This is a genomic window from Bacillota bacterium (assembly GCA_012837285.1).
Taxonomy (GTDB): domain Bacteria; phylum Bacillota; class DTU030; order DUMP01; family DUMP01; genus DUNI01.
The window spans coordinates 1-18,484 of record DURJ01000128.1 but is presented as its reverse complement, the minus strand read 5'-3'; the positions used below and the strand labels follow the sequence as shown (position 1 = coordinate 18,484).

Sequence of the window (18,484 nt, the reverse complement as noted above, 5' to 3'; positions counted from 1 at the left end):
TTTCTTCCCTATTAGTTACCGTAACAGTCGCGCCTTCTTCTGTAAGGTCTACTGTGGCCGGATCAGTACTAACCCACCTATATCCTGGCGGGATATCAGTTTCTTCGATTGTATACTCCCCAAGCTTTAAATTTTTAAGGACAACAGGCACACCCGGGACCACATTATCAATGGTATTCTCGTAGTCACCCGGGCCTGTAACAATAACCGTAAACACAGGAGATCCATTGCGGGGTCCGTTATTTCCGTTTACGCTCTCGATAACCTTTTTGATAGTCAGCGTACCCTTTCCTACCTTGAAATTATCCGTGAGATTAGGCTTGAATTCTTCATTCGGACTAATCCATACCTTATACTCTCCGCCTGGATTAGTAGTGTCTTTGTAACCCTTAGTTCCATCATCTGTTCCATCTTCACTTAAGATCTCCATCAAGTGATACCGTTTTACCATTCTGCCGTCTGATCCTACCTCAATCTTCTGACTCTCTGGGGTCATTCCTAATAACGTTTTCCCATCAGGCGTTGTTACCTTTACAAAATAGGAGCCTTCCGGTATTCCTTTGCCACTACCGCCATGGGGACCTCCATTAAGATAGACTTCTTCTTTAGAATCATAAATATTCTTATTTACATTCTTACCCTCTGAATCCGTAGTCCAAATTGCGCCTGCTAAGGATCCAACAGAACCTTGTGTTATTTCCATGGCGTCTATCGCCGGCTCTGCTTCATTGCCAAAGGCATAGGGTACGTTTACCAATCCAACGGCCAAGATAACAGCTACCATCAAGGCCAGCACTGAGAGTTTGCGTTTCACTGGCAACACCTCTTTCTTCTCTTTATTCACCGCTGTAACAATGTTTGGTTTTTACGCTAGTTTCTAATATCTACCCGTACTAGTAATTATTACCCGGCAAGCCATTTTACACCTTGCTTTGGTAGGAAACAAGTGATTTATAGCGAATTAGTAGAGGTAATTTGTTACAATTCATTGAACAGAATCGATGCGAGCAAGGAGCATATAGTATCGGCATTAAGTGTGGCGAAAGGGATGATCCTTGTGCAAAAAGAACAGCCATTCCCGAAACTGATAAATGATACTCAGGGACTTATTTTGGCCGATCAGTTAGAACTGGCCGACACTTTCTTTACTCGTTTGCGTGGTTTAATGTTTCGACCCCCTTTACTGCCCGGTTCTGCTCTTTGGCTGCGTCCCTGCAACGGTGTACATATGTGCTTTATGCGCTATCCCATCGATGTATTGTTCTTAGATCGTGATCTTACCGTGGTGCAGGTGGTAGAAAACCTGCAGCCCTGGCGGGCAGTTCCCTATGTTCCCCGGGCCGCCAGCGCGATAGAATTCGTCGCTGGGACACTAACGGGAAAGGTTTCTGTTGAAGACCAGGTTCGCATTATATGATGTGAAAACAGTGTCTTGTCAGGTTTCTATGAGTGCCATTAACAAGGTAGCTTGTCTCGTTAACAGGGAAGCGTTAAGCAGTCTCCTAATTACACTAAAACACCTTCATAATGCTGAGAAACGCCGGCCCCAAAATAACGATGAACAGCGCCGGCAGGATGAGAAAAATGGTGGGAAACAGCATCTTAATAGAAGCTTTCATAGCTTGCTCTTGAAACCGCTGTCGCTGCTTAACCCGCAGGGAATCCGACTGCACTCTGAGCACATTGCCGATACTGACGCCCAGCTGATCGGCCTGGATAATAGAACTGATAAAGGTAGTCAGGTCGGAAACTTCTGTGCGGGCGGTCAAATCGCGCAGCGCCGCTCGCCGCGTCCGTCCCAGCCGAATTTCATTCAGTGTAAGACCCAGTTCGTCGGCCAGCGGCCCTCTTATTTGTTCGGTGACGCGATGCAGGGCCATATCGAAACCTAGTCCTGCCTCGACGCTGACCACCAACAAGTCCAGTACACTGGGCAAGCTCCGGGAAATGGCCTGCTGGCGCTGGTTAATACGCCAGTCAAGATATACCAGGGGAAATATGGCTCCGGATGCTGCTGCCAGCACCACCGCCACTACCGAGCGTAAAAAAGGTAAATTGCTTTTCCAGACCACTACTGCCGTCAACACCGGCAGTACCACCGTAAGGAGCCCCAAGAGGCTAAGGAACCTAACCGGGTTGGTCCGCAAGGGAGGGCCGGCCACCACCAGGCGCTTATCTAAGGCGCCTTTCATTTGTTTGGGAGTAAGACGAGCCACTTGCTGCCCGATGTTTTCCAGCAACGGAAAGATGATGCGCTCACTGAAGGGTCTCCTCAACGCCTGGGCCGCATCCTCGGGAGTATCCGCCTTTAACCGTTCCAACCGGTTTATGAGCCGGCGCCGACGGCCGGTCAAGAGCTGCCCCAGCCCCAGTACTACCAGGAAAACCAGCAGCAGCGTAATAATCGCCGGTAGCATCTAATCACCCCTTATTTGCCCCTGTAAACCCTGGCTACAACTCAATATTTACAATCCGTCTGATGATAATCACGCCCAGGATCTGCATGGCCACAGCCATTATCAGCATCATCCTGCCCACCGGTTCGGTTATTAAAGGCAACATAAACTCAGGGTTAAACATAGTAACTAAGGCGGTAAACACCGGCGGCAAAGCGATGACAATTATGGCCGACAGTCGGCCTTGGGCAGTAAGCGCCCGCAGCTCGTTCTTGAGCCTGATTCGTTCCCGGATGGTGTGCGAAATCTTTTCCAGCACTTCAGCCAGATTACCGCCTACTTGCCGCTGAATGGTTATGGCCGTCACCACCAGCTCCATGTCTTCGGTCCCGATCCGGGCCGCCAAATCCTGCAGCGCCGTCTCCAGTGATACGCCCATCTTCACTTCTTTCAGCAGACGCTTAAATTCCGTGGCCATGGGCGGATCCGATTCCGAGGCCACAATGCCGGCCGCCTGCAAAAAGCTATATCCGGCCTTGAGGCTACTGGCAATGAGCTCCAGAGCCGGGACTGTCTGTTCGTCATAAGCACGCCGGCGCAAATACTTGGCCCGCCGCAAAAACAAATGCCAAGCATAAACCCCGGCCACACCCGCCAGCAGAGCCCACACAACCGGCTGACCAGCTATATAGATAATGATAAATAAGACCATACCGGTGATAAGCTCTCCAGCCAAAAATTCTTCCGGCCGAAGCAAAATGGCTGTCTGAGCCAGCTCGCGTTCCAAATAGGCCAGATATCTTTTGATTACTGTGAACCGGGCCAGGATAGAGCGCCTTCCCGCCGGCCGTTGCCCCTGGATTTCCTGCTCAAAATCCAACTGAGTCGACCCGGCATAACGCTCCAGCCGGTCCAGCAGCTTCCACCGACTTCGGCCCAGAAACTGCTGCACCCCCACCACCGCTAAGGACGCTCCCAGAAAACTGGTTACCAACATCGCCTGTAGCATCTCAGCTCACCACCCTGACACTGTCGGCCCGGGGTTGAAACACATCCAGCGGCAAATTGATGCCCTTGGCTCCAAACGAAGTAATACATTTCGGCACGATGCCAGTAGGCCGAAACCGCCCGTTCACCCGACCCTGTTCATCAAAGCCTTTTTGTTCGTAGACAAAGATATCTTGCAGGGTAATGGTGTCGCTCTCCATCCCCACCACTTCCGTCACTTGGGTGACCTTACGGGAACCGTCGAGAAACCGGCTGATTTGAACAACCAGGTTCACGGCGGAGGCAATCTGCTCGCGAATAGCCCGTACCGGTAAGTCCATCCCAGCCATGAGTACCATGGTCTCAATCCTAGACAGGGTGTCCCGGGGAGAATTGGCGTGTACAGTGGTGAGCGACCCATCGTGACCGGTGTTCATAGCCTGGAGCATATCCAGGGCTTCGCCGCCGCGCGCCTCCCCCACCACAATTCGGTCCGGGCGCATACGCAGGCTGTTGATAACCAAGTCACGAATGGTGACTTGTCCTTTCCCCTCGATATTGGCCGGACGCGATTCCAGGGAGACCACGTGCTCCTGCTGCAGTTTTAGTTCGGCCGCATCCTCAATAGTAACTATGCGTTCCTGGTGAGGAATAAAGGACGACAACACATTCAGCGTAGTGGTTTTCCCGGTGCCGGTCCCGCCGGAGACAATGATATTAAGCCGGCCTTCCACACAGGCTTTAAAAAAGAGTGCCATATGGGAGTTCAAGGTGCCGAACGAAATCAAGTCTTCCACTGTATACGGCTCCACCGAAAACTTGCGAATAGTAAGAGTAGGACCGTGTATAGCCAAAGGCGGTATAATGGCGTTCACCCTGGAACCGTCAGGCAACCGGGCGTCAACCATGGGCGATGTTTCGTCAATATGGCGGCCCAAAGGAGAAATTATCTTTTCAATCACATGGAGCACATGCTCGTCATCCCGAAAACGCACGTCGGTGGGATAGATCCGCCCTTTGCGCTCCACATATACCTGGTTCGGACCGTTCACCATTATTTCCGATACATCCGGATCGCGCACCAGCGGCTCAATAGGCCCCAAGCCCACAATCTCATTCATCACTTCCCGTATTAGCTGTTGGCGTTCGGCCCGGGACATAAACTTACCGTTTTCGGTCAGCACCGCTGTGGTAGCTTCCTGCACCTTGGTCTCCAGTTCCCGGTTCTGCTGCTGATTTAAAAGGTCGGGGCTGAAATCCGGTGCCAAGTCATTAACCACTCGGGCCAAGGCCTCGGTCTTGATGGTATCGAGGCTGTCATCAGGTGTGGTAATGTTCTCCACCGTCTTTTTGTTATTAATCTCCCGCTCGTGTTTAAATTTGCTCAGACGTTCCAGGCCGGTCATGACTTACTCCCCCCAAGAGCCAATTTTGCCGGTAGCACCCGCTTTTTACTTACGGGACCGAAAACCTTCTCGCCCTCGACTTTATCCTTCAAAGTCCGCAACCCTTGACCGATACGGGAATTGGGATGAGTCATCACCAATGGGATCCCCTGATTGATACTGGGAACCACTACGTTCTCTTCGCTGGGCAACGATTCCCACACTGGCATCCCCAGGGTTTGCTCGATGTCGGTAAGCTTAATGCCGCCTTCCCGCCCTACTTTGTTTAGGAGAATCCGCACTTTTTCTTTCATGCCCATGGTTTCCAGCGTATCCAGGCAGGAGCGCATGTTCTTTACTGAGAAAATCTCCACGTTGCCCACCAGCAAAATAAGTCCCGATAGCTGCAGCGCCGCCTGGATAGTCTCATGGAAGTAGTTAGGGGCATCCACCACCACATAATCGTATTCCTCTCGGAGTAGACGCAGCATCTTCTCCACATGCTGGGGCGCAATCAGCTTGCCGTAAGCCGGGTTGCTGGGCGCACAAAGGACCATCACACCGGAATTGTGCCGCACTAAATAGCTTTCCAGCAGATCTATGTCCAGCCGGTTGATCTCATCAGCCAGCTCCACAATACTGCGCCGCGGAACCACATCCAGCGCCAGAGCTGCATCCCCGCTTTCCAAATCCAGATCCACCAGCGCCGTTTTCTTCCCCGATTTAGATAGCAGCACCGCCAGGTTGGCGGCAATGGTGGTTTTGCCCACCCCGCCTTTGGTGCTGAACACGGAGGTAATCCGGCCCCCGTTATTCAAGACGGTCTTCTCTTCCTCCACTTTTGGCTGCGCAGCCTCATAGGCGGTATAGACAGCGGTTATAAGCTCTTCCGTATCGATCGGGGTACCTACCAACTCCTTAACCCCGGAGCGCAAAGCCAGCTTGTAGGCTTCTCCGTCCAGCCGGTCCACAACTTTTATCACCGCCATCTCCGGTGCCTCGGCCACCAGTCGGCCGGCAGTCTGCCAGGCTTCTTCCCCGTCACCGGAACAACCCACCACCGCTACCTGAACCCGGGCGGCAATCAAATCTGATCTGCCATCAGGATCGGTTTTAACCAAAACGGCAATATCGCGCACTATGGCCAACAAGCGCCCCAGGTCTTCGCGCTCCTTTTCATTTGCAGCTACTACTCCCACTCGAATCCGTTCCAACATATTTGCCGGCCTCCCTTTTTTATCTGACCGGTGCCAAGCTGCCGTCAGTTATAGTTCCCAGGTTCAAGATGCGCCGATCCAAGGGCGAACGCAGGGCCAGTTTCAGCGAGCCTACTTTTTCCGCCAGGGTTAGGTGCTGCACTTTAGCTGGCTCCAGGGCCAGGGTAATGGTCCTAAATCCGCCTTCTTTAGTGTCTATTTTTACGCCAGGGTCGGTGGTCTGTCCCACCGCCAGGATTTCCACATCTTGCAGCAAGGTGATGGTACGCGTCTCTTCCCGTCCGCCGGCGCCCACTTCCGCACTCCAAGTGGTGAGCACATCCACACGATCGCCTACCCGGATAAGGTTGCCCACGGCAATAACCTCATCCACCGCCACCGCCACCGCTCGCATATTATCCGGTACCAGGAAAGCCAAGGCCGCATCTTTTTCCCCGTGAAAGACTCTACTCTTGGGAATCTGCTCCCCGGGTACAATCTCTGCCTTGCTGATACCCCCTACCACGTCTTTCGTGTCCCGAAAAGCGCTGGGCAGGATATATTCCGCCGGTATCTTCTTTATCTCCACCATCTCTGCCGTCACACTCACGTGCGCAGGGATCGTCCGGAGCGCCACCACCACCGGCTGCAGCCTTGCTTTCGTCTCGTATTGCGCCTCCATCTTCTTGGTATACATGTAGACTAAGGAAGCCGCGATAAGACCGAAAATAAGAGCCACTATGATAACCTTGCGGCTAATATTGCGCATGAATACCTAACCCCCTCAGTTCTTAACCAGCTTGTAACTCCAGATGCCCCCGGTTTCAACAGATTCGTCCCTGCCCTCACTGGTTAGCCCAGTGAATATGCCTTTAACGTGGGTTTGCCACTTTTCTTTACCTTCTTCATCTATGGCTTTGACTTCCTTTACTTCAGTTATTCTTACACTGGCAAAACCCCGTACTGTCACATCAGTACAGCCCTGTACTTTTGAAAAATCCACAATAGGAACCAGCACGGTATCACCCACACGGTCACTTAGCCCTTGTTCGGTTGGGCCGATCATATTACCCGGTTCAGTAGGGATTATGTCACCCTCGTACATTGATTCTGGATAACCATTCTTACAATGTTCGCGATATTCATTGGCCCCTTCGCCCTTCGGGCCAAAATCTAAGCAGTAAAAATTGCCCTTTATGTTCATGTTTCCAAGTACCTTGAGAACTACTTCTGTATTTATTTTGTCTTCGGTAGCCCAACTGGTATCTAGACCTAATGGAATTAAATTGCCTTTACTGTGAACCCCTTTTGCCCGCCAAGCTCGCGCAATTGACTGAGCACCCACGTCCACTGAGAAGAGTTTAAGAACACGGGCAAAATAGAGATCTGTAGGACGCGAACTGGAAACACGGATGCGAGCGTCATGAGCCGTAGACCCTGGGAGAACTTCCGCCTTGGCACCGGAATCCCCATTGGCGCCGGCAACTGTCTCGGCAGCGGCCTTAGCTTTATTCTCGGGTAATGCCTCGCCCTCAAGAGACCCCCTAATAAATGCCGTTGCACCGGCCAACGCGGCTGCGTCCATGGAATGTTGAAGGTCGGCCCGCTGGGCATACAAACGGCCCACATCGATGGTTAGGGCTGCCATACCGATGAAAGCCACCAGCATCAAAGCTACTAACGGGGCTACTACACCGTGCTCCTCCCTAAACAAACGGTTTAGTCTTGTTCTCATCAATTTAGCCACCTTCCTTTGCAGATGGTCGCTATTCCAAAGCCATGACAACCTTACTGGACATGGATACCGAGTTTGCTCCGATTACAGAAACCATAAGAGGGGTCAGTAGTTCGCAACTGTAATTGGCCGTAACCTTGAGCTGGGTACCGAAGGGCTCGGAGTTCCAAGGTGCATCAGTATCATCCAAGGAGCCCGGAGTGGAAATCACATAGTTTTTGTTGGTACCTGCACACACCACGTCAAAATTCAGTTTGGTTGAGTTTAAGCCCACCGCACTTTCCTCAGCCTTGTCAAACACTTCCTTCTCACTATGCCGGACGATGGCATAGCGAGCCGTCTCCCGGGCCACGGTGGATACGGTGACATAGGCATGAAATACCCGGCCGAAATCAAACATCCCCATGAGAATAAGCAGAAGTACCGGAGCAATTAGGGCAAACTCCACCATGGTCTGCCCGCGCGTGTCTTTCTTTAACCGCCGCAGCCAAAACTGCATACCCTCACCCCCATACGAGAACTGCCAACGTACCTACCGAGATCGCTACACCGTAAGGTAGACCGATGCCCCCAGCCGGGAAGGGCGGCACCTCCAGCTTAAGCTGTCCCCGGGTAATTACCTTATAGAAAAGGGCTTTTAGAGCTGGAACACTCCATTTTAAACAAGCCCATAGTTTTCCCCGCCAGATAATAGCCATGAGCGCTAACGCTCCACCGGCAAACGCGGAACCGATGAAGGCCCGGAACACAAATTCCGCACCCTTTAGAGCTCCCACTGCTCCCAGCAACTTCACATCTCCCGCGCCCATGCCGCCCAGGGCAAAAGGAATAAACAGGAGCCCAAGGCCAAGCAGCAGCCCCAAGGCACTGTCTTTAATGCCAACCAAGCCGCTGTTAAAGCCGTATATAACAAACCCCAACCCCATGGCCGAAAACGTCAGCCAGTTGGGGATCTTTTTCGTAGTTAAATCGGAAATGCAGGATAGTAGAAGTGCTGGAACTAATAGTAAATTAGCCAACATCACATCACCTCGTTGTTCCACTTTGCGGAACGACACAGGGGTCGTTCCCTACGAGGGTTACCACAAAGGTACGCCTTACACACCGTAATATTGTGTTCGCTCCCATGATTTCACCTCTTAATAACGGAATACCTTATTGAAAAATGAGGGGTAGAAAGCAAAGTTCGCTATTGATATATTTGTAAAAGGTCCTTGCTTTTCTACCCCTCTGATGCTTGACGTGCTGGTACTGTAATGGCTCTATAGGTTACAGATTCTATCATTTAGTGCGCATCCCAAGAGAAAGCTGATAAAGTCACCTAACTATCCAAACGCGCTACTTGAAAATCCTCAAAGAAGTCTATAACACCTGTTTCCGCTCTGCACTATCTAGTTTTGTCTCTCTAGGGTTAGCCACCGGATAATACCAGTTTGCTCTTTATTGCATTAAACACCGCCATAATGTTCGTCCCTATGTCGGTCAGCGCCCCAATCACAACCACTGCTATAAGCACTAAAATCAATGCATACTCGGCCATGGTCTGCCCTTCTTCTTCCCGCACCAGTTTCTTTACTAAAGTCAACATTCTTTAATCCCCTTTCGAAGTTTATTTTTCTTCCTTACCCTTTGCCCGCCGGTCCCCCTGTCTTCTCCTGGCAACTCCCCCCTTCGTTTCCACTCTCTTGGTTTGCCCCTATATTGCTAACTATCAGATAACTACTCAGACTGCTCAACCTGCCCGGCGGTTATGGAAACGCTGCACTTACTGTTTCCACTTTAGCTTTAATGGCTTCTCCCACAGCGCTGAGAGTTCCGATTACCGCCAGCGCCACAAGCATCAAAATAAATGCATACTCGGCCATGGTCTGCCCTTCGGTTTCTCGGATCAGTTTTCGGACCAATGTCAGCATGCTGGAATCCTCCTTCACCCTCCCGGTTACCTTAGATATTTGCTATGAAGGCCCTGCTCCGTTGTCATCCTGCCTGCCCAGCCTGCCCAGAGCGTAGCGTGGGGAGCGAAGCGGAGGGAGGGCTTTGCCCAAGGATCCTTAAGATTCTTCAGTCGCTGCGCTCCTTCAGAATGACGGAAAACGGGGCTCCTTCTGACGATGACGGGAAACGGGCTCTCTCTGGATCACGGGAAACGAGTTCGCTCCTTCATAATGACGGGAAACGAGTTCGTTCCTTCATAATGACAGGAAATGATTTCAATTCACTGTCCCTCTACTTTACGACTGAGCCTTTCCGGGGCGCTCTTTTCCCAAGACCTAAGGGTGGTTAATCGTCCTTTATTCTGCAGTGCTTCGGTTAGTAGGGAGACCAGTTCCAGGAAACTCCTAAAGTGTACGGTTTTGTCTTCATCTATCCACTGGACCATCCCCTGAGTGCTGGAGTTCTGGGTATACATGATTTTCACCAGAAAAGTGGCGCTGCCCAGGACTGAGGCTGGGAATATCATCTCTTCGCACTGTTCGTTCATGGGTGGCTCCCTCCTTTGCGTACAGGGTGCGTATTCCGGCTATGTGCCGCTACCTTGGTTCCAGTTGCTTCAAGTACACTAGAGCGCAGTTATATCTACCGTATAAACCAGTTATATCTGAATTACATGAGCGTTATATTTTTGTACAAGTGAGTCACAACTCAGTTACAACAGACAATTCCCCCTGTAAACAGCAAAAACGGGCCTGCTTTGAGAACAGATCTCAAAGCAAGCCCGTTTGCAAACTGCGGCTGCCAGTCCTTATGAGATGGTACTGTGGCATCGCTTGCGGGCCGACACAGGGGTCGGCCCCTACGCCCGGGCACCGTGGGCAGTATCACGTGGGGGGTCGGCCCCTACGCTCGAGCACGGTGGGAACAGCTAGAAAGGTAACAACCGTAATTGCCCGCCTAGGTCTGTGCCCTGGGGGCTTCCAGGGACGTTGGCCCAGGCCGGTTCGATCCCGGTCCGACAAACAGCGGCCGCTGTTTCATCTACCGGTATCAACCGTTCTTGCCCGCTTAAGGTGCGGCGAAAGACTAAGCTGTAAAGGACGTTAAATTCGCGCATAATCTCTGTTTGGCGATGGGCGGTTACGCAAAACAGCTGAGTTTTGGTCTGTTTGGCCACGGCCATAACAATCTCCAAAATATGCCCGCTGGAGGCGCCGCCAAACGGATTATCGGCAATAATCACGCTGCTGTCCTGCCCGGGACTCAGTTTTTGCCGTAGGTGATACATGAGGACCACGAACACAGCAAAGCGAGCGGCATAGCGTTGTCCCTCGGACCAATTGACCAAGGTATCCCAGCTATGATAGTCGCCGGCGGTATAAGGTTGCTCATCGGAACGAGGTTTTAGCACCCGAAAGCGGATCCTGTCCAGCGGAACCAGTTGGCCCACCAACGCCGAAGATCGTACCGCCTGGGCTAATCCTTGCCGATAAACTTCTTCGTCGGTGCCGGTCTGCTTTTGCTCCACCGCTTGAGCAATAACCTGTTCTAAATACCGCTTGATTCTTTCTTGGCCGTCAGCTGGATCGGGGCGGGTAAAGTCCACTTTGACCAGGGCCACGTTGGCACCCCGCAACCTTACTCTGGACGAGGACTGTAATTCCTGCAGTTGCTGGAGAATACCGTCGGCTTGGCGAAACGCTCGCTCTACCATCTCGGCCAGGACGCGATCGGCATCGTCCAGCCGGCGGTTCGCTTCTGCCTGCACTCGGCCAATTACTGCCTCCACATGCGTTAGGCTGGCCTTCACTTTATCTAACTGCTGTTCCCAGCCCGGTTGGCGGCTGGTGGCTTTGAGCTGATTAAAGAAATGATTGATGTGCACATTAGCCAGGACTTGAAGCCCCGTCCCCATAGCCTCCACCGCCTCTAACCAGCGCCGAGAACAGGTGGCCGTCTGCTCCTTAGCCTGTTCTCGTTTGCCCAACAACGACTGCACAGTCTGAATTGGGGCCTTCAGTGAACACCTCAGTTTATCCTGTTCCCGGCTAAAGTCCCAGGGGGAGACATGGGTTTCAGCCACACCGGAAGCCATCAAGCTCTCTTGGGCTATTTGATAATTACGTCGGAGCTCCTGGATGAACCCGCGCTGGTCAGCCAGTTTATTCAAATCCGCTTGGACTCCCTGGCGCTCTGTCAGGAGCTCTGTCCGGTACTCATGAAGATCAATTTCCGGTGACTGCACCGGCGTGCGGTCATACTCTCTGAGAATCCGTTCTCTTTCGGCTTCATGGGCACCGGCCGCTTTATCCACTAAGCTTTGGGCCACATTTCTAAGAGCTTCAGCTTCTTGTAGCTCCCCACTTAGATTTTGAGCCCGTTCCCGCCACCACTGCTCTTCGGCCTCGGTGACAACCGGAAGTCCGGCTATTATTTCTTCGGCTACTCCTGTATCTTTGATCTGTTGGTTCAAGTTCTTAATGTCAGCCTGATACTCTTGTAGCCGGCGTCTGATGTCAGCCAAATCAGCCGCCTCTCTATCCAGAGACTTGAGCTTAGCGCGAAGAGTATTCGCTTCGTTATTGTAGTCAGCCCATTCTATTGGGTGGCTAGGGCCAGCAACGGTGTCCGCCGACCAGATGGCGCCGCTGGCGTGGGCGGCAAACAGTTCGGTTTCGTCTTGCCGTAGCTGGTCCCACTGAGTGCCCAGCAGTTGGAATCGATCCCGAAGTGCAGCCGCCTGCTCAGCCAGCCGCTGCTCTTGTATCTCCAAATCTACGATCTTCTCGTTGATCTCTGCTTCCTGGCTGTTAAGCCGGGCTATTTGCTGGGCCCGCGCTTGGTTTCGGCCCCACGCCCGCTGATAATTATCCAGCTCCGTAAGCAGGTTTGACCACGCGCTCAATCGTTCGCGGGCCTGTTCCCCGGCCTGCTTTACTTTCTCCTGTTGGCGCTCCAGCTCTTCTACTTCGGCTGCCAGCCGGTGGCCGGTGTCCTGCGTTTTTTGCCAAGCGGCAGTGGCTTGCTTACGGGCTGCCTCCCATTGTTCATCAGTGTGGTAAGGGAAACTGCGCTGTAATTGGGTTAGCTTGTCGGCGGCTTGCCGACAGTGCTGACTTTTGCCCCGGACTTCACCTAATTGGCGTTCTAAATCCTGTACCTGTCCGGCAATAGCAGCTAATACCTCACTGATCTGGGCCGGATAAACGAAGAGGTGTAACCCTTGGTGCTGGACAAAGTGTAAGCCGATATCCAGCTCGGAAGACAGGTTTAACGTTTGCCGGGCCACCAGTGGTACAGCAGCGCTCAGATCTTCCTTGATCTTGGGCCGGCGCTGCATGAACCGCAGCAACTGTTCTTCCTCGGCGATGAGAGCATAGGGAAGCCAGGGAAAACGGGCTACATATTCTTCGCGCCGGGCATCATCGTTCAATTGTTGGAGCCAAGCAGTACCCAGGATAGTAGGTAAACCTTGCTTGGTTAGGGCCGCCTGCAATTTCGCTGTGTCCGTATTAGGGCAGATGGCACCGTCATCAGCCCCCAGCAATACCTGCCGCTGCTTCAGTTGAGCCCGCTCCAGTTCCAAGCGAGTTCTGTCCGCTTCTAATTGCTCGGCATACTTTAGTAAAGGCAGCTTTAGAGCGTAGGGCTCTGCCGCATGATCCGGCCGGGACATTCCTATTAGGGCCAACAGTTCCCGGATGGATAAGAGCTCTTCCTTCCAGCTATCACAATCCTGCGAAATCTGCTTCAGCTCCCGCCCCAGCTCCCCTTCTTGAGCCTTCAGTTGCTGTATCTGAGTCCGCAGGGCTGTAATCTTCTCTTGGGCCGTATTATAAGCCGTTTGAGCCCGATGCCGGGCTGTCTCTGCTTGGGCCTGCTGGGCGTTAACCCAGGCAATCGCCGGCTCAGGCCTGATTAAGTCTTCCCCCCAACCGGCCGCAGTAAGCTTGGCCGCCGCTTCCAGCCGCTGAAGATCAAACTCCTCCCCTTGGCCGCGCAGCTTCTCCCGCTCCAGCCGCCGGTGGTCCCGCTCCTGGATTAGGTTTTTCTTTTCTTCGCTGCTGGCTCTTTGGGACTCCTCTGTGCGGCCCAGCTCAGCTGTTACCGTTTCCAGCTTGGTCTTTAAGTCCTTAGTCAAGCCTTGGTGCCAGGGCCACAGTTTTGTCCCCAGCTCCCTTATCTCCTCGGCTTGCACCTCTCGCCCCTTGAGCATTGTCTGCTCCTGTTCTTGCTCTTCCCTAAGCCGCGCCTTCTTTTCTTGGCTCAGTTCCCATAAGCGCCGTGCTTGGCAGCGCCGATATTTATCAGCAGCGGCCTGATACTCTGTTTGCACCGCCCGTACCTTGGTTTCTTCTGCCTGTAGCTTCCGCTCATATTGTTCCAACTGCCGCCGCTTTTCCTCCACTATAATACTGGCCAGCTTAAACTGGATTCCCTGGATAAGATTGCCGGTTTGCTTCATGGTTTCCGCCAAGTCGGCGTCCTCGGCCTCAAGCTGCCCCGTTCCCCGAGCCAAAGTAGCCAGTAGCGCTGCCAACGCCTGCTCGGCTTCAGCTTCTTGTTCCTGGGCTGTCTCCACTTCCTGCAAAGCTGAACTTAGATCCGGCAACCGCTCCACCAATTGGCCCAGGGCGTGGCAATTGGCTTTGAGCTCCGGTAAGGTGATAAGCTCCTTGGCCACTTGCTCAAAAGCCTGTGTTAAAGCATCGGTTTCGTCCTGGCGACGACCGAGAACACTGTCCAGAGCGGGAATAAGGAGCCGGTCCAGTAGCTGCGGCGTCTTACTGCAAGCCTCAAAGAACTTGCCTACCCCGCCTTCGGACGAGTTGGTGGTGAGGACATGCTCCCATTCTTCCGGATCAATATTAAAGGTCTTGAGTTCCCGCCGGTAATCCTGACGGCGGTCGGCACTGAAGGTGCGCACCTGCCCGGCGGCTGTTCGGAGCAGCCTGCGCAGCTGTTGGTAGTTTAGCGTGCGCCCGTCTTCGCCCACCAAAGGGAAATTGTCCAGGTCCCAGGGATTGCGCTGGCTGTATTCAGTGAGATACATAAAATAGTCCAGCTCCCGGTTACCGCTGCCCAGACTCTCGGCGAAGCAAAACCCGGTGAGTACATACTGTGGCGGATCCGTATCCAGCAGCCACTCCACCAACACGTGGCCGGTAAATGAATTCTCGGCTACCAGGGTAGCCAAGCGGCGCTTCTGGAGGGAAACGTTGGGAATCACTGTTTGGGCCATCAATTGCAGTAGCAAGGTTTTGCCGCCGCCGTTTTGTAAGATCAACAGGCCATCGTGTCCGCCCAGGTTTAAGCTGAGGTTGTCAAAAACACGGTTTCCTTTGTCATAGAGCACGTTATGGACGCGCACCCGGTTAATCCGCGGCATCTTCGTCACCCCCTGCTGCGGACGGGAGGTCCGTCTCGGACTGAAGAAGCTCTAAAATAATGTTCTTGCGATCCGCGTGGTTGTAATAATGAGCCACCATACTGCTTAGCCGCGGCAGCGGGAACACCTGGCGATCGTCATAGAGTAGCACCAGTTGATGCCGGGCTAGGAAATCTAAGGTCTTAAGGAGAAAAGCCCAGCAGGAAATAGTCCCGCGATGACGCACAGCATCTACCTTCTGGAGGGGCAAATCGGCCCAGAATTGAGCCGGTTCCTCTATGTTCATCCGAGTCTCATCTTCTAACCGCTCCAAGTCTTCTGCGGCAGTTAAAACAGCAAAATTATGCGATACCAAGCCTTCTAACTCGGCCACGGTAATATACTCTCGCGCCGGACCGGTGCTATCGTCGCTGCTGTAGATGGCGGCGATGAGGGTCAAAATAATAAAGGAACAAGTGTAGAGCTCGGTGTTGTTTTGCAGGCCCAATTCTTGGCGAAGTTCGGCGTTGGAATAATTAAATACACTCTCATCGTTGATTCCCGCTGTCAGGTAAAACTCATCGCCGGCTCGAAGGAGATGAAGGCCGAAAACAGGCTCCATAATCTCCTGCCACAAGTTAAGCGCATCTGGATCCTGCTGCAACCGTAGCATCAGGCTAGGATTATTGTCTCGATTAACCACCGGCTCTTTTAGCAACTCCCGCAGCAATGTCAGGGCGGTAGTTACCGTATCAGCGCTATACTGCATGGTAGTCACCTCTGGTCAAGATAAAATCCGATACTTTAATTTCAAATGGCAGCGTCACCGCTTCATCCCTAGCCCCTACCTTGACTACCCCCAGCCGGGCTAAAGCCTCGTTTTCCGTCAAGACTTGATAAAGGGCATATTCGGCCGGGTCATTGCCGGCCGGCGTATAATCCCACGGTAAGAACGCGGCAATTTCCTCGGCCTGATGCAGCAGCAGCAACAGATGAGCCAAGGCGGCCACCTCTTCTTGTTGCCAGAAAGACCAGTCTTGTTGCGTAACTATCTGACTCATAGATACGGTTGTGGCCTGAATTAAGGGCTCAAGTAACAAGTGAAAGCAACGCTTGAGCACCGTCAGGGTCCGCTGCTGCTGTTTCTCTTCGGCCTCCTCCAGGGTCCGGAGATATTCTTCGTCCAGTTCCTCCATCAAATCTTCTGCTGGCCGCTCGTATTCCCGCCGCAGCAAAGTCTGGGGCCCAACACAAAACGACAGGCTAAATACCCTGGGGCAGAACGGACGCAACAGCGGCAATACTGCTGTCCGCGTCAGCACCCAGCCCGGCGGACGTTGGCGCAGTACCTCTGCTTGTAACTCTTTTTCCAGGTGAAAGCGCACGGTCAGGGTACTGCGTAAACTGGCTGCTAAAGCATCGCTTACCAAAACATTGAGGGTCAGCTGGCGCGTAAACAAGCGCAAATGCTGCTGAGCCACTTCCTGCAATCTACGGTCTAAACGATCCACTGCCTGTAAGCGTTCGAGTGCCCCTTGTTTGGCCGCTAAATTGGCCCTGGTCTCCCGCACCAAAGCGATGAGGTTGTTAAACGTCTCCCCTTCCCGCTCAAGCTGTTCGGACATGTGTCGTAGCAGCCGGTGGTAATCCGATCCCTGTAAGGCTTCCACCACATTGCGGCGAATCTCTTCTCGCAGCGCATCCACCTGCTGCTCCATGGAGGTGACAGCCAACCCCAATTCGTTCACTGTCTGAATTGCCTCTTCAAACGTACCGCGGCGAATTTGCTGATCTAGATATAGCTGCATCACGGAAAACTGCAGGTCCCGATAAATTTCCCGCGATTTAAACAACAAGTCCAGCCCCTGGGCGGTGAGTCTAAGGCCGATGGTGTCTTGTTCCGGTAGCGGGTGCTGCTCCAGCAGCCGAAACTTAACTTCATGATCCATCCCGTCCACAGGACTGCGATAAGGGTAGACGAAAGGCCGTCCCTGGTTACTGAGCTCATCCAACAGCTTTTGTGTCAGCGAAGCGGCTTCTGTGTAAGTCAACTGTTGCTTCGTTAAAGCAGGGAACAGAAAACGGACGAATCCTTGCGCATCTTCGTAAGTGCAAGGCTCATAGTGCAACATTTTTTCCAACACAAACAGGAGTAGGCAGATGCCCAATTCCAAGCCATGATAGTCCCGTAAGCTATGCTTGTTTTGCAGTTCATAAAGAGGAAAAGCGGCCAGAAGAGGCATCATTCGTTGATCGAATTCGGCCAGTTCCGGCTTGGTTGTGGGTGCTAGGTTGCCGGCGATGTTTAAGGCCGGAAACAGGTCGGCCATAACCTCACCTCCCCTAAAGCAGCCCAGCGGCTGGCCAGCAGTGCTTCCTGAGGGATAATCCTTCCCTGCTCCCATAAAGCAAACACCTGATCGCTAAGCCCGGCTGCGCAGGGGACAAAAAAGGGCAGCAGCGTTTTTTTCTTGATTCGAGACTGGTCGCGCTTAAGCAGCCGGCTGCAGCCGGTGGCCAAAAGTTGCCGATACAAGGGTTCGGCCGGATAGAAGGTAACACGGTCGTATTCCTGGCCTGTGCCGGCAGTGATGAGTTTGGCTGCAATGGCAATCCCTTCCGGATCCAGGTCACCGAAGTAAAAAAGGCGCGCCTTATCACCTGGCTGCAGACATTCGTAAATAAAAGGCCAGCTATGGAGAATCTTCTTACCTTCACCGTAAATAAGCAGTTGGATCGGGGGATCCACTGCTAGTTTGCCGCGGCTAAGCAGTTGTTGCCAAGAATGAAAGGTGTCTTTGTTCTCGATAATTAAGCCGTATGTAAACCGATCCCGGCTGGTTTGTCCGCTGGACCAATAGAAAAAAGGCTCCGGTGCCGGCTGACAATGCAGATCGGAACAACTAAGACCCAACCGGGTCAAAAGCTTACTCCCAGCGGACGAAGCCAGGAACTTCTCGTCCCCGGAGAGCTGAAACGAACGCTCGTTTACTGTATCCCAAATCTCCGGTGGGCTGGCTTCACTAGCCAGCAAATAGGCATCCATGGCGCGCACAATTTCCCGCACCGGCGGATACTCTTGGGGATGGGACAGAAAGTAACTGAGATTCAACGACGAGCGGTAAGTGGTCAGCAATTCTTTGATCAGGGGGCTATGGTCTTGCGCTGAAGTCTCCACTTTGCGATAGCGCAAGTATAAAGGAGGCCGGCGGCCATTGTCCCCAGCGGCTTTAACCGGTCTGAGAACGCCCGCGGCTACCAGCGTCGACAGAGCCTGGGCGAAAGCTTCATACCCGCCCCCAGTGTGAAAGGCGGCACCAAGATTGCGGCTCACCGGTTCCTGGATATCCGCCGCTAAATCTAATACTTTTCGCGGACAAGCAGCCACGGCTCGTTTAATCTCAGTTAGCATTTAACCCTACTCTCCTTCCCCAGGCACTTATGGTATTCTCGCCGGAAGGTTTTATTCCTGCCTCCAATTG

The 18,484-nt window shown here is 52.9% G+C and carries 17 protein-coding genes; 1 reads left to right on the top strand and 16 read right to left on the bottom strand.

The features are described 5' to 3' along the window. Positions 1 to 814 (bottom strand): hypothetical protein (locus GX016_07605; protein HHT71423.1); only part of this gene is annotated, 814 nt, incomplete at its 3' end. A 234-nt stretch (positions 815 to 1,048) separates the two neighbouring features. On the opposite strand from GX016_07605, the gene GX016_07600 reads away from it, so the two are divergent. Next, positions 1,049 to 1,417, top strand: coding sequence for a DUF192 domain-containing protein (locus GX016_07600; protein HHT71422.1), 369 nt, complete (start codon positions 1,049 to 1,051; stop codon positions 1,415 to 1,417). A 94-nt stretch (positions 1,418 to 1,511) separates the two neighbouring features. On the opposite strand, the gene GX016_07595 is transcribed toward GX016_07600, so the two are convergent. From GX016_07595 to GX016_07525, 15 genes are all read right to left on the bottom strand, one after another. Continuing rightward, positions 1,512 to 2,417, bottom strand: coding sequence for a type II secretion system F family protein (locus GX016_07595; GenBank protein ID HHT71421.1), 906 nt, complete (start codon positions 2,415 to 2,417; stop codon positions 1,512 to 1,514). Positions 2,418 to 2,451: 34 nt separating this feature from the next. Beyond that, positions 2,452 to 3,405, bottom strand: coding sequence for a hypothetical protein (locus GX016_07590; GenBank protein HHT71420.1), 954 nt, complete (start codon positions 3,403 to 3,405; stop codon positions 2,452 to 2,454). Between the two features lies 1 nt (position 3,406). Next, positions 3,407 to 4,789, bottom strand: coding sequence for a CpaF family protein (locus GX016_07585; GenBank protein ID HHT71419.1), 1,383 nt, complete (start codon positions 4,787 to 4,789; stop codon positions 3,407 to 3,409). Then, the gene (locus tag GX016_07580; GenBank protein ID HHT71418.1) at positions 4,786 to 5,985 is read right to left on the bottom strand and encodes an AAA family ATPase; all 1,200 of its coding nucleotides are present in this window, start codon (positions 5,983 to 5,985) and stop codon (positions 4,786 to 4,788) included. The genes GX016_07585 and GX016_07580 overlap by 4 nt, the downstream gene beginning before the upstream one ends. A 19-nt stretch (positions 5,986 to 6,004) precedes the next feature. Beyond that, positions 6,005 to 6,733, bottom strand: a complete 729-nt coding sequence (gene cpaB, locus GX016_07575) for a Flp pilus assembly protein CpaB (protein HHT71417.1) — start codon at positions 6,731 to 6,733, stop codon at positions 6,005 to 6,007. A gap of 15 nt (positions 6,734 to 6,748) precedes the next feature. Beyond that, positions 6,749 to 7,699, bottom strand: a complete 951-nt coding sequence (locus GX016_07570) for a hypothetical protein (protein HHT71416.1) — start codon at positions 7,697 to 7,699, stop codon at positions 6,749 to 6,751. A 31-nt stretch (positions 7,700 to 7,730) separates the two neighbouring features. Continuing rightward, positions 7,731 to 8,198: a pilus assembly protein gene (locus tag GX016_07565; protein HHT71415.1), complete on the bottom strand. Its 468-nt coding sequence runs from the start codon at positions 8,196 to 8,198 to the stop codon at positions 7,731 to 7,733. Between the two features lie 4 nt (positions 8,199 to 8,202). Next, positions 8,203 to 8,757 (bottom strand): prepilin peptidase, encoded by a 555-nt coding sequence (locus GX016_07560; GenBank protein HHT71414.1) that lies wholly within the window; start codon positions 8,755 to 8,757, stop codon positions 8,203 to 8,205. A 353-nt stretch (positions 8,758 to 9,110) separates the two neighbouring features. Beyond that, positions 9,111 to 9,287 (bottom strand): Flp family type IVb pilin, encoded by a 177-nt coding sequence (locus tag GX016_07555; GenBank protein HHT71413.1) that lies wholly within the window; start codon positions 9,285 to 9,287, stop codon positions 9,111 to 9,113. 160 nt (positions 9,288 to 9,447) lie between these two features. Then, positions 9,448 to 9,612, bottom strand: coding sequence for a Flp family type IVb pilin (locus tag GX016_07550; GenBank protein ID HHT71412.1), 165 nt, complete (start codon positions 9,610 to 9,612; stop codon positions 9,448 to 9,450). A 302-nt stretch (positions 9,613 to 9,914) separates the two neighbouring features. After that, positions 9,915 to 10,181 (bottom strand): hypothetical protein, encoded by a 267-nt coding sequence (locus GX016_07545; GenBank protein HHT71411.1) that lies wholly within the window; start codon positions 10,179 to 10,181, stop codon positions 9,915 to 9,917. Positions 10,182 to 10,562: 381 nt separating this feature from the next. Then, a complete protein-coding gene (locus GX016_07540; protein HHT71410.1) occupies positions 10,563 to 15,023 on the bottom strand; it encodes a hypothetical protein in 4,461 nt (1,486 codons plus the stop codon). Then, positions 15,010 to 15,771 (bottom strand): hypothetical protein, encoded by a 762-nt coding sequence (locus GX016_07535; protein ID HHT71409.1) that lies wholly within the window; start codon positions 15,769 to 15,771, stop codon positions 15,010 to 15,012. Before GX016_07535 ends, GX016_07540 begins: the two co-directional genes overlap by 14 nt. Then, on the bottom strand, positions 15,761 to 17,332 hold the full coding sequence (locus tag GX016_07530; GenBank protein HHT71408.1) for a hypothetical protein: 1,572 nt from the start codon (positions 17,330 to 17,332) through the stop codon (positions 15,761 to 15,763). Before GX016_07530 ends, GX016_07535 begins: the two co-directional genes overlap by 11 nt. Then, a complete protein-coding gene (locus GX016_07525; GenBank protein HHT71407.1) occupies positions 17,308 to 18,414 on the bottom strand; it encodes a hypothetical protein in 1,107 nt (368 codons plus the stop codon). Before GX016_07525 ends, GX016_07530 begins: the two co-directional genes overlap by 25 nt. Between the last annotated feature and the right edge of the window lie 70 nt (positions 18,415 to 18,484).

Bases quoted from the DNA above. Each gene is read 5' to 3' on its own strand.
- GX016_07600 (HHT71422.1), top strand. From the start codon at position 1,049: ATGATCCTTGTGCAAAAAGAACAGCCATTCCCGAAACTGATAAATGAT.
- GX016_07595 (HHT71421.1), bottom strand. From the start codon at position 2,417: ATGCTACCGGCGATTATTACGCTGCTGCTGGTTTTCCTGGTAGTACTG.
- GX016_07590 (HHT71420.1), bottom strand. From the start codon at position 3,405: ATGCTACAGGCGATGTTGGTAACCAGTTTTCTGGGAGCGTCCTTAGCG.
- GX016_07585 (HHT71419.1), bottom strand. From the start codon at position 4,789: ATGACCGGCCTGGAACGTCTGAGCAAATTTAAACACGAGCGGGAGATT.
- GX016_07580 (HHT71418.1), bottom strand. From the start codon at position 5,985: ATGTTGGAACGGATTCGAGTGGGAGTAGTAGCTGCAAATGAAAAGGAG.
- cpaB (HHT71417.1), bottom strand. From the start codon at position 6,733: ATGCGCAATATTAGCCGCAAGGTTATCATAGTGGCTCTTATTTTCGGT.
- GX016_07570 (HHT71416.1), bottom strand. From the start codon at position 7,699: ATGAGAACAAGACTAAACCGTTTGTTTAGGGAGGAGCACGGTGTAGTA.
- GX016_07565 (HHT71415.1), bottom strand. From the start codon at position 8,198: ATGCAGTTTTGGCTGCGGCGGTTAAAGAAAGACACGCGCGGGCAGACC.
- GX016_07555 (HHT71413.1), bottom strand. From the start codon at position 9,287: ATGTTGACTTTAGTAAAGAAACTGGTGCGGGAAGAAGAAGGGCAGACC.
- GX016_07550 (HHT71412.1), bottom strand. From the start codon at position 9,612: ATGCTGACATTGGTCCGAAAACTGATCCGAGAAACCGAAGGGCAGACC.
- GX016_07545 (HHT71411.1), bottom strand. From the start codon at position 10,181: ATGAACGAACAGTGCGAAGAGATGATATTCCCAGCCTCAGTCCTGGGC.
- GX016_07540 (HHT71410.1), bottom strand. From the start codon at position 15,023: ATGCCGCGGATTAACCGGGTGCGCGTCCATAACGTGCTCTATGACAAA.
- GX016_07535 (HHT71409.1), bottom strand. From the start codon at position 15,771: ATGCAGTATAGCGCTGATACGGTAACTACCGCCCTGACATTGCTGCGG.
- GX016_07530 (HHT71408.1), bottom strand. From the start codon at position 17,332: ATGGCCGACCTGTTTCCGGCCTTAAACATCGCCGGCAACCTAGCACCC.
- GX016_07525 (HHT71407.1), bottom strand. From the start codon at position 18,414: ATGCTAACTGAGATTAAACGAGCCGTGGCTGCTTGTCCGCGAAAAGTA.